This window comes from Micromonospora sp. NPDC049101 (assembly GCF_040648675.1).
In the GTDB taxonomy this organism is placed as follows: Bacteria; Actinomycetota; Actinomycetes; order Mycobacteriales; family Micromonosporaceae; genus Micromonospora.
The window spans coordinates 81,458-91,409 of the sequence record NZ_JBEZED010000033.1 but is presented as its reverse complement, the minus strand read 5'-3'; the positions used below and the strand labels follow the sequence as shown (position 1 = coordinate 91,409).

Sequence of the window (9,952 nt, the reverse complement as noted above, 5' to 3'; positions counted from 1 at the left end):
CTCAAAACCGGCACCTCCTACAACGAGACCACCGCCTGGTCCCACCACCTCAACGAAGCTGCCGCTTGACAACCAAGCACCTGGGATGTCTTTGCGCTGACGGAATCACGGAGGGTATCCAATACGGCCCGCGCTCCGTCGGTGGCCACCTGGAGATCCACCCCTGCCCGGGACTGCACCCGTGCCAGGAATTCGGTAAGGCCGAACCGTTCCGGATCTTCGGTGGGTCTGAACACCAGGCCTCGTAGCTCCTCGGGGAGCTGGGAGGCGAGGTCCCTCGCCTGGCCACCAGTGATCCGTTTTGCCATCGTCTCGAGTGTGGCGCGGGTGATCGGCTCCGCCTGCCCCGGCGGGACCTTGGGTCGTGCTGCCACAGACTGAATGAACTCGCTGTAGTTCACCTCGAAGCCCCTCTCGAACCGGATTGCGGCGGGTACCCGCCCTCGCCGGGGTGAAACGGCGGTTCGCCCGCCCTCAGCGTGGTGGCGGAGGGCGGTGGGTGATACGTCGGGTGATCCGCAACTGGTACAGGCCGGCGCTGGTGATGGCGTAGAAGACGGGCAGGAGGGGGAAGATGGCCAGGCCGATCAAGGGGGCCACCAGGTAGCCGACCAGTCCCGCGAGGAGGTACAGGACGACCCCGGTGAGGGCCCGGACGCGCTCGACGCGAAAGAAGCCGTCCCTGACCTGTTCTTTCAGCAGATCGGGATTCCGGGCCAGGTAGTGGTAGAACGCCAGCCACGTCGCGCACAGGAACGCGCCGATCAGCGCGTAGAAGGCGACGGCCACACGCTGGTCCGCGGTGTTGTGCTCCTGCAGCGCGTGCGACACGACGATGGTCGGAAACGGCAGCAGCGCCGTGCTGAACAGCACGAACAAGTTCACCCAGTGCAGGCCGCGATCGACCTGCTGAATACGGTTGAACGCCGCCTTGTGGTTGAGCCAGACGACGGCCACGTATGAGTAGGACGCGAGATACGCGACGTACGACGGCCACTGACTGAGCAAGCCGGACAGAAGGCGGCCCGGCGGGACGTCCGGTATCCCGAGGTCCAGGACGAGCAGCGTGATGATGATGGCGAAGATCGCGTCGCTGAACGCCACGGCACGGCTGGTGTCCGATCGGGTGCCTAGGTCTGTGTCTGGCCCGCTCACCGATCTCGGCTACCCAGAGTCGTTTACGGCAAACAGATGGGCATTCCCCGCCCCGCCTTGTGCGCGTCCTTTGCTCTGCACCCGCGGAGGCGACACTCACGGTCTGTAGCTGGTGCCTCCGCGGGTGCAGAGCAAAGGACGCGGGGACCGCCGACCGTCGCCGGGCCGCGCGGGGCCGGCAGGCCGGACGGGGCAGGCCGGACGGGGCAGGCCGGACGGGGCGAGGCAGGCGCTGTCCCGCGACTCAGCCCGCCGTCCCGCGCCGCCACGGGCTCAGGACCCGGCCTGATCCTCCGGACCCTGAGCCCCATCGGTCAGGCCGTCGCCATCTGGGGGACGCCTTCGCCCTGGGCGAACTCCTGGACCATCTTGGCGCAGAAGGCCGGAAGGTCGCTGGGGCTGCGGCTGGTGATGAGACCGTTGTCGACCTGCACCTGTTGGTCCACCCAACTCCCGCCGGCGTTGCGGATGTCTGTGCGCAGGCTGGGGAACGAGGTGAGGGTCCGACCGTTGACCATGCCGGTCTCGACCAACGACCAGGGGCCGTGGCAGATCGCCGCCACCGGTTTGTGTTGTTGGAAGAACGCCTGGACGAAGTTCATCGCCTGCGGATTCATCCGGAGCCGGTCGGGGTTGACCGTCCCGCCCGGCAGCAACAGGCCGTCGTAGTCGGCCGCGTTGACGTCGTTCACGGTCCGATCCACCCGATAGCGGTTGGCAGGGTTGATGTCCTGGTTCATCGACTGGATCTCGCCGGATTGCAACGAGATCAGGTGAACCTCGGCTCCCGCCTGCTCTGCGGCGGCGCGGGACTGGGTGTACTCCACGTCCTCCACTCCGTCGGCGGCTAGGCAAGCGACCCGCTTGCCGCTCAGTGGCTGGCTCTGCGCCATTTCTGCGGCCTCCCTCTGCGGCGCCGCCCCGTCGGCGGTGCATCGCTGGTGCGCCGTCGCCTTCCCGGTGCGGGAACCGGCAAACTGGCGGCGAAGCCCGATCGGGGGTGGACAATCCCGGGCGCGTGCCCGCTGCACAGCGCCTGCCTTCGGGCAGAGGGCCGCGCTGCCCGCGTGTGCTGCCTGTCGCGGCGGGTAACCCAGGCCACTTACTGCTACCCGGAGAGGCTGACATGACGCTGCCCGCCGATGCGATCGAGTTGCCGACCGGCCAGACCATGCCCGTGCTCGGCCAGGGAACGTGGTATCTGGGCGAGCGCCCGGCAAGGCGGCAGGACGAACTGGCCGCCTTGCGTGCCGGGCTCGACCTGGGCATGACCCTGATCGACACCGCCGAGATGTACGGTGACGGCGCTTCCGAGGAACTCGTTGGCGAGGCGATCATCGGACGGCGACCCGACGTCTTTCTGGTCGACAAGGTGCTTCCGTCGAACGCCAGCCGACGGGGAACCGGACAGGCCTGCCGCCGCAGCCTGCAACGACTGGGCGTCGACCACATCGACCTCTACCTGCTGCACTGGCGCGGCGCGCATCCGCTCGCGGAGACGATCGAGGCGTTCACCGAACTCGTCGACGCCGGTGACATCGGGCAGTGGGGCGTGAGCAATTTCGATCTTTCCGACATGACGGACCTCCTGGATGCGGGCGGTGACGCCTGCGCGACCAATCAGATCCTGTACAACCTCACCCGCCGCGGTCCCGAGTACGACCTTCTGCCGTGGCTACGCCAGCACCGCATCCCGGTGATGGCGTACTCGCCGATCGAGCAGGGTCGACTGCTCGGCCATCCCCAGGTCGCGGAGGTCGCCGCCCGGCACGAGGCCGCGCCCGCTCAGGTCGCGCTGGCCTGGCTGCTGCGTCAGGAGATGATCGCGGCCATCCCCCGATCGTCCAGGCCCGAACACACCCGGGAGAACGCCGAAGCGCACGACGTGCAGCTGACCGAGGAGGACGTGGCGGCACTCGACACGGCGTTCCCGCCGCCGGCCGGCCCGCAACCGCTCGAGATGTTGTAGGTACTCGCTCCTGTGCCAGGACGGGGGCGGACATGAGGTGGTTGATCGGCGGAGCGGTCGTGGTGGGCGGCGGAATGGTCGTCCGGCGATTGCTCGGTGGGACTGCCCAGAGCAACGATCACGGGCCGCGGTGGCAGGTGGCGACGGTGAATCGACCAGCCGGTGACGTCGCTCCCGGTGGACAACTCCCCGAGCCGCTGGCGGGGCTTGGCGACGCCGTCGAGGTCCAGGTCCGGCCTGCCCCCGGCGGCCGGGGGACAGAGATCGCGGTACGGCTGTGCGACGGTGCCCGGCTCCCGGTTGCCGCCGCCGCTCGACGGGTCGGCGGGAGGGACGACTGTGAAGGCGCTGGTTTGGGAGGGAGCAAACGAGCTCGCGGTCCGGCAGGTCCCGGACCCGCGGATCCGCAACGAGCAGGACGCCATTGTCCGGGTCCGTCGGACGGTGACCTGTGGTTCGGACCTGCACCTGCTCGGCGGGTACATCCCGTTCATGGAACGCGGCGATGTCCTCGGGCACGAGTTCCTCGGCGACATCGTCGAGGTCGGTCCGCAGGTACGCAAGCACAAGGTCGGCGACCGGGTCCTCGTCTGTTCGTTCGTCTCCTGCGGCAAGTGCTGGTACTGCCAGCAACAACAGTTCTCGTTGTGCGACAACGGCAACACGAACCCGATGATCACCGAGAACGTCTGGGGTGCCGCACCGGGCGGCTGCTACGGCTATTCGCACGCACTCGGGGGCTTCGCCGGCAGCCACGCGGAGTACATCCGCGTCCCCTACGCCGACCAGGGTGCCTTCACCGTCCCGGACGGGGTGAGCGACGAGCGTGCGCTGTTCGCCTCCGACGCCGCGCCGACCGGCTGGATGGGCGCCGACCTCGCCGGGGTCAAACCGGGTGATGTCGTGGCGGTCTGGGGCGCCGGTGCGGTAGGACAGATGGCGGCCCGGGCGTCCGTGCTGCTCGGTGCCGACCGGGTGATCGTGATCGACCGACTCGACAACCGGCTCCAGATGGCCCAGACGCACCTCGGCGTCGAAACGCTGAACTACGAGCAGCAGGACGTCAGCGGCGAGTTGCTGGAACGCAGTGGCGGTCGAGGCCCGGACGTGTGCATCGAGGCAGTCGGTATGGAATCGCACAGCAGCGGTCCGCAATTCTGGTACGACCAGGTCAAGCAGCAGCTGCGCATCGAGTCCGACCGCCCGATCGCTGCCCGCGAGGCGATCTACAACTGTCGCAAGGGCGGCAGCGTGTTCGTGCTGGGCGTCTTCGCCGGCCTGGTGGACAAGTTTCCGCTCGGACGGGTACCGCCTACCTGCCGCGGTGGGACTGCCCGCCTTGCTCGTCCCGCCAGCCATCCGGTTGCGGGTGGTAGCCGTACGCGGCGGCCCGGACCGTCTCCTCGTTCTCCAGCCCGGAGCCGATCGCGCCGCCGACGGTGGCCAGCGAGCTGGTGATCCAGGCGAGCGTCAGATAGTCGGTCCAGTCGACAGGTCGCTGCAGGGTTTGTTCCAGCACGGAGGTGTCGATCAGCAGCGCGCCGACGAGCGCCGTTCCCACGAACAGCACCACGTAGGACACCGCCGTGGCCAGCGTGAGGGTGAGGATCGTACCCAGGTTGAACAGCCGTGCCAGCTCGGTCGGTGTCCGGCGGCCTGGCTTTTCCCAGAGGTCGTGCGCGACGATCAGCCAGGTCACCAACGCGGCCAGGCCGAGCAGCATGATCACGGTGAGCCGGAGTCCGCCGAGGGCATCGCCCATCTGCCAGATGGTGTCCGTGGTGAGCGCGAACGCGGCCGTGCCGAATGCGCCGACCAGCAGCTTGGACAGGCCCAGCAGGGCGCGCCCCGGGCGGTTGGCGCGGACCATCCCGGTCACCAGGCGCATCCGTCCGACCAGCCCCGAGGCGACGTAGCGCCGCTCACCGGCGTCGGCCTCGCCGACCACTCGGTGAACGGCGGGCATCCGGCGTGCCATCTCGGCCGGTGCTTGGTCGGTCGGAGGCACCCGCTTGTCGGAAGCATCGGTCAGCAGCCTGTTCACCAGGTCCGGGACGGCCGCACGGGCCGCTCGCAGCTGGCGCAGCCCCAGCGCGGGCAGGGACACCACCGCGACTCGACGCCGAGCGGAGGTCTGCGCGACCAGTGGCACCCGCTCGGCATGCAGCGGCAGGTCGGTCAGACAGATCGCGACGTCCCACTGGTCGTCGGCGCGCCGCTGGGCAAGGTCGTCGAGCAGTGCCTCAACGCCGTGGTCGCGGCGCGGCGCCATGTCGCCCCAGCCTTCCCGGACGATCCACCGTACGTCTGCGTCAACCCGCTCGGCGAGCCCACCGGCCAGCTCGGCCCTGAGCGGTGCGGCCACCCGGGCGGGGTGGTCCGGCGGGGTTGCCACCAGCCCGACGACGATCTCCGGGCGATGGCGTTCGCTGTGGGTCATCGGTGCTCCTCACCTTTGGGCGGGCCCGGCCGCCGGCGGTGAACGCAGCCTAAGAGACCACCCCGACGGCTGCGGCGGATTCGGAGGAAGGCACACGGTTAGTCGGAAGCTGGTCGATGGCGCTCGTCCGACGCCCGGCTGGCCGTCGTCGGGACCTCGGGCATGCCGACGTGGGTCAGCCCTCTCGCGTGGTTTCTGCTAGCCAGTTGCCGCGCTTGGTCCCGGGCCGTGGCGCGCCACCAGCGACGCGACGCCAGCGCGGCCAGCCCGGCGCCGGCGGCGTTGAGCAGTACGTCGTCCACCGACGACACCCGATCCAGCCGCAGGACGTACTGCGCGGTCTCGACCAGGACCGAGCAGCCCGCCGCGAGCGCCACCATCCGCGGCACCGACGCCAGCGCCGCGAACCGCAGCGGGGCGAAGAATCCCAGTGCCGCGAAGACGATCAGGTTGCCGACGACCTGGCCCGTCAGCGCCACCGGCCCTCGGTCGGTGAGGATCGTGAGCAGGTCCCGCAGTGGCACCAGGCTCGTCCCGGCCCGGGTGCCCGGCAACAGGATCATCCATACCCACGGCACCGTCCCGTAGACGATGCCGACCTCGGCCAGCGACATCCGCCACGCGCGCGCGGGCGTGGCGCCGGTGGCGATGCGACGGCGTGCCAGAACCGACACCGCCAGCGCGGCCAGGGGCAGTGCGGCCACCGTGGTGTGGACCACGCCGGTGAAGGTGCCGATCCAGTCGTGCCAGTCCATGCGCATGCCAACCCCGCTTCCGTCCGTACACCCGGGCCCCTGCTTGGCGGTTGGCCCAGCCAACCGCTCCTGGCCCGGGCCTGAACCACCCACGAAAATGTTCGGAGAGTCGCGTCAGCCGCCCCCACCCGGCCCGCCGCCGTCGGGCGAACCCCCGGTGACGGCCCGCATCTCCCGCTGGCTCATCTCCTGCAGCGGCGCGCCGTCGCTGTTGCTGAGGATGACGCCGACCCAGCCGGTGTACGGGTAGATGCTCCAACTGGCGCCGACACCGGGGTTGCCGCCGGCACGCGCGAACATCCACTGGCCGTTGACGATGCGGACCGGAATCGTGTAAGACCCGAACGACGCCGGACCATGCGGGATCTTGGCCGCGGTGAGCAGGTCGGCCCAGGGCCGGTTCAGCACAGTGCCGTCGCCCAGCGCGTGCGCGAACCGGACCAGATCCGGCGCGGTGGCGAAGCCGCCGTCCCCGGGGGCGTCGATGAAGGCCCGGCCCGGGTTCTTGCCGGCCAGGTACGGGCTGCTCTTGTCCAGGTTGCGGACGGCGTCGACCCGGCTGCCGTCGGCCAACATCATGTACGGGTGCGCGAGGTGCCGGTCGGTGAGCCACTGGGGCCTGGTGGAGAACGCCGTGCCGGTCATGCCGCAGCGCCGGAAGATGTTCTCCTGGACGTAGTCCCAGTACGTCCTGCCGGTCACGGCCTCGATGATCAGCGCGGGGATGGCGACCTCGGCGCCGGCGTGGTCGGTGGGAGTGCCGACGGGGGCCACCAGCTTCGACTGCCGGGCCCACTGCTCGCAGTACTCGCGCACCTCGTCCCGGCTCTGGAAGACGCGATCCGTGTCCTCGGCCGGGGTGTTCATCCCGGAGTTGCCGGCCAGCATGTGGTGAATGGTCACCTGCTCGGCGATGTCCTTGGTGAAGCCCGTCAGGTACCTGCCCACCGGGTCCGTCAGCTGCACCTTGCCCTGCTGCGCGAGCTGCAACATGGCCACCGCGTGGAACGGCTTGCCCGCCGAGCTGAGGCTGAACGCGATCCCCTCGTGGTTACGGATCCCCTTCTCCCTGTCGGCCATGCCGTAACTGCGGGACAGCACCGTCCGACCCCGGTGCGACAGCAGCACCACGCCGGAGAACCTGCCCTCCGCGGCCAGTTGCGCCACGTACCGGTCGTAGGCCCCGCCGGGCAGGGCGTCCGGCGGGATCCGGTCGTGCCCGGACGGGCCGGTCGCGGCCGGGGCCGCGTGGCCGACCCCGGCGCCCACCAGCGGTACTCCGGCCACCGCGCCGACGGCGGCCAAACCGCCCCAGCCGACCAGCCGCCGCCGGTCGATCCCACCTACCGAAGTCGATTCCATGAGCACGGTCCTTTCCCGATCGACACACGGACCGTTGCAGGTCTACCGACGACCGCGCATCGGCAACCGATCGCCGACCCATACACCACCCATATGCGCTGCTGGGGATACTGGGCGGATGCGGGTGCTGCTGGTCGAGGACGAACAACCCCTGGCCACGTACGTCGCGGCCGGGCTGACCAAGCATGGCTGCGCCGTGGACGTGGCACACGACGGTCAGCACGCGCTGGACAAGTGCGACATCATCCCGTACGACGTGGTGGTCCTGGACCGGGACCTTCCGGTCGTGCACGGTGACACCGTGTGCCGGCTGTTGGCACAGCGCGGCGCAGCCCGGGTGCTGATGCTCACCGCGTCCGGTGCCGTGTCCGACCGGGTGGACGGGCTGGCCCTGGGCGCCGACGACTACCTGGCCAAGCCGTTCGCGTTCGCCGAGTTGGTCGCCCGGGTGCGTGCGCTGGCCCGGCGCAGCACGCCGGCCCGCCCTCCGGTGCTGCGCGCGCGGGATGTCGAACTCGATCCGTCCCGGCGCACCGTCGACCGGGCTGGCCGACTGCTGTCGCTGACCCCGAAGGAGTTCGGGGTGCTGGAACGGCTGCTCGCCGCCGACGGTGCCGTGGTGAGCGCGGAGACGCTGCTGGACAAGGTGTGGGACGAGCACGCCGACCCGTTCACCAACGCCGTGCGGATCACCGTCAGCACCCTGCGGCGCAAGCTCGGTGATCCACAGCTCATCGAGACCGTGACCGGTGCCGGGTACGCGCTGGCGCTGCTGGTGGTGACCGCGCTGGCCGGGGTGACCGGCTGGCTGGTGGCCGGGCGGATACTGCGGCCGATCCGGACGATGTCCGGCACGGCGAACCGGCTGTCCGTGGAGAAACTGTCCGAACGGATACCGGTCCACCGACCCGCCGACGAACTCGCCACGCTGGCCGCCACCATCAACGGCATGCTGGACCGCATCCAGCACGGCATCACCGAACGCGACCGGGTCCTCGACAGCCAACGCCTGTTCGTGGCCAACGCCGCGCACGAGCTCCGCACCCCGCTCACCACCATGCGCACCGCCATCGACGTCACCCTCGACGGCGAACCCGACCGCGCCGAACTCGTCGCGATGGCCGGCGACATCGCCACCGCCGTCGAGACCAGCCAACGCACCCTCGACGGACTCCTGGTCCTGGCCCGCAGCCAGGCCGGCCCGCCCCGCCGAACGCCAGTGGACCTGGCCGACGTCGCCGCGACAGTTGCCGGCGCCGCCGACCGGGCGGCGCACGGTGCCGTCACCCTCCGTACCGACCTGCGGCCGGCGCCGGCCAGCGGCGAGCCGGTGCTGCTGGAACGGATGGTCGGCAACCTGCTGGAGAACGCGCTGCGCTACAACCACGCCGGCGGAGACGTCACGGTGACCTCCGGCATCGCGAACGGGCTCGCGTTCCTGCGGGTGGTCAACACCGGCCCGCTGGTCACGCCGGAGGAGGAGCGGCGGTTGTTCGAGCCGTTCGTCCGGGGCACCGGCAACGGCACCCGCGGGGCCGGGCTCGGCCTGTCCATCGTCCGGGCGGTCGTTACCGCGCACGGTGGAGAGATCTCCAGCGCCGCACGGCCGACCGGCGGGCTGGACATCGCCGTACACCTGCCGCCGGCTCTGGAGGCGCGTCCTTCCGGATGAGGCCTCGGCGCGGCATGTCCGCGACGGACCCTAGGGGTGACGGGCGGCGGCTGCGGCGACGGTTGCCAGGTCTTCGCCCGAGAAGCCGGTGCGGCTCAGCACCGCCAGGGATTTGTTCGTTGCCAGTGTGCACAACGCCAACTCGGCCGCCTCCTGCTCACCGGCCCCGGCCGCCAGCAACGCCTGCCGCAGCATCGCCCGCACACCGTCGATCATGGCGCGGACCGCCACCTGGCTCTCCGCGTCGAGGGCCGGGAACTGCGTTGCCGACACCGTGAGCAGGCAGCCGTCCGGGACCGTTGGGTCGGCGATGCGGTTCAGGGTGACCTGCAGGTAGGCGGCCACAACGGCGCTCGGGCTCGGGTGGGGGCCGGACAGCGCCTGTTCGTACAGCGGGTGGTAGGTCTGCGCGTACCGTTGCAGGCTCTTGCGGAAGAGGGTGCTCTTGTCGCCGAAGGTGCCGTAGAGCGAGCCCCGGCCCAGACCCGTGCCCTCGGTCAGGCGGTCGATCGACGCTTCCGAATATCCCCAGCGCCAGAAGACGTGCATCGCGCGTCGTAGCGCCTCGTCCACGTCGAACTGCTTGCGGCCCGCCATGG

Annotated in this window: 9 protein-coding genes and 1 pseudogene; 4 read left to right on the top strand and 6 right to left on the bottom strand. The window is 70.2% G+C overall.

All coding sequences use genetic code 11. The features are described 5' to 3' along the window. Window positions 1-17 precede the first annotated feature (17 nt). The 3 genes from AB0B57_RS32050 to AB0B57_RS32040 all read right to left on the bottom strand — a co-directional run bounded on the left by AB0B57_RS32050 (window position 18) and on the right by AB0B57_RS32040 (window position 2,048). Window positions 18-401, bottom strand: a complete 384-nt coding sequence (locus tag AB0B57_RS32050; RefSeq protein ID WP_357078390.1) for a DUF2267 domain-containing protein — start codon at window positions 399-401, stop codon at window positions 18-20. Between the two features lie 73 nt (window positions 402-474). Further along, the gene (locus AB0B57_RS32045) at window positions 475-1,104 is read right to left on the bottom strand and encodes a TMEM175 family protein (RefSeq protein WP_357078387.1); all 630 of its coding nucleotides are present in this window, start codon (window positions 1,102-1,104) and stop codon (window positions 475-477) included. A 365-nt stretch (window positions 1,105-1,469) separates the two neighbouring features. Beyond that, the gene (locus AB0B57_RS32040) at window positions 1,470-2,048 is read right to left on the bottom strand and encodes a type 1 glutamine amidotransferase domain-containing protein (RefSeq protein WP_357078384.1); all 579 of its coding nucleotides are present in this window, start codon (window positions 2,046-2,048) and stop codon (window positions 1,470-1,472) included. Between the two features lie 233 nt (window positions 2,049-2,281). Between AB0B57_RS32040 and AB0B57_RS32035 the strand changes: the two genes are divergently transcribed. Next, window positions 2,282-3,124, top strand: a complete 843-nt coding sequence (locus AB0B57_RS32035; protein WP_357078381.1) for an aldo/keto reductase — start codon at window positions 2,282-2,284, stop codon at window positions 3,122-3,124. Window positions 3,125-3,463: 339 nt separating this feature from the next. Next, the gene (locus tag AB0B57_RS32030; protein WP_357078379.1) at window positions 3,464-4,582 is read left to right on the top strand and encodes an alcohol dehydrogenase catalytic domain-containing protein; all 1,119 of its coding nucleotides are present in this window, start codon (window positions 3,464-3,466) and stop codon (window positions 4,580-4,582) included. A 1,080-nt stretch (window positions 4,583-5,662) separates the two neighbouring features. On the opposite strand, the gene AB0B57_RS32025 is transcribed toward AB0B57_RS32030, so the two are convergent. Both AB0B57_RS32025 and AB0B57_RS32020 read right to left on the bottom strand, forming a co-directional pair. Continuing rightward, on the bottom strand, window positions 5,663-6,325 hold the full coding sequence (locus tag AB0B57_RS32025; protein WP_357078376.1) for a VanZ family protein: 663 nt from the start codon (window positions 6,323-6,325) through the stop codon (window positions 5,663-5,665). A 108-nt stretch (window positions 6,326-6,433) separates the two neighbouring features. Beyond that, window positions 6,434-7,681, bottom strand: a complete 1,248-nt coding sequence (locus AB0B57_RS32020) for a serine hydrolase domain-containing protein (protein WP_357078373.1) — start codon at window positions 7,679-7,681, stop codon at window positions 6,434-6,436. Window positions 7,682-7,799: 118 nt separating this feature from the next. On the opposite strand from AB0B57_RS32020, the pseudogene AB0B57_RS32015 reads away from it, so the two are divergent. Further along, a pseudogene (locus AB0B57_RS32015) lies at window positions 7,800-8,447 on the top strand (response regulator transcription factor); the annotation flags it as partial. Continuing rightward, a complete protein-coding gene (locus tag AB0B57_RS32010; protein ID WP_357078400.1) occupies window positions 8,424-9,353 on the top strand; it encodes a HAMP domain-containing sensor histidine kinase in 930 nt (309 codons plus the stop codon). The pseudogene AB0B57_RS32015 and the gene AB0B57_RS32010, both read left to right, overlap by 24 nt. Window positions 9,354-9,383: 30 nt before the next feature. Here the strand turns inward: AB0B57_RS32010 and AB0B57_RS32005 are convergent, their stop codons facing one another. Beyond that, on the bottom strand, window positions 9,384-9,950 hold the full coding sequence (locus AB0B57_RS32005) for a TetR/AcrR family transcriptional regulator (RefSeq protein WP_357078370.1): 567 nt from the start codon (window positions 9,948-9,950) through the stop codon (window positions 9,384-9,386). Window positions 9,951-9,952: the final 2 nt, after the last annotated feature.

What these genes read in the sequence shown, in the direction of transcription:
- AB0B57_RS32035 (WP_357078381.1), top strand. Translation starts at nt 2,282, where the DNA reads ATGACGCTGCCCGCCGATGCGATCGAGTTGCCGACCGGCCAGACCATG.
- AB0B57_RS32020 (WP_357078373.1), bottom strand. Translation starts at nt 7,681, where the DNA reads ATGGAATCGACTTCGGTAGGTGGGATCGACCGGCGGCGGCTGGTCGGC.
- AB0B57_RS32005 (WP_357078370.1), bottom strand. Translation starts at nt 9,950, where the DNA reads ATGGCGGGCCGCAAGCAGTTCGACGTGGACGAGGCGCTACGACGCGCG.
- AB0B57_RS32025 (WP_357078376.1), bottom strand. Translation starts at nt 6,325, where the DNA reads ATGCGCATGGACTGGCACGACTGGATCGGCACCTTCACCGGCGTGGTC.
- AB0B57_RS32040 (WP_357078384.1), bottom strand. Translation starts at nt 2,048, where the DNA reads ATGGCGCAGAGCCAGCCACTGAGCGGCAAGCGGGTCGCTTGCCTAGCC.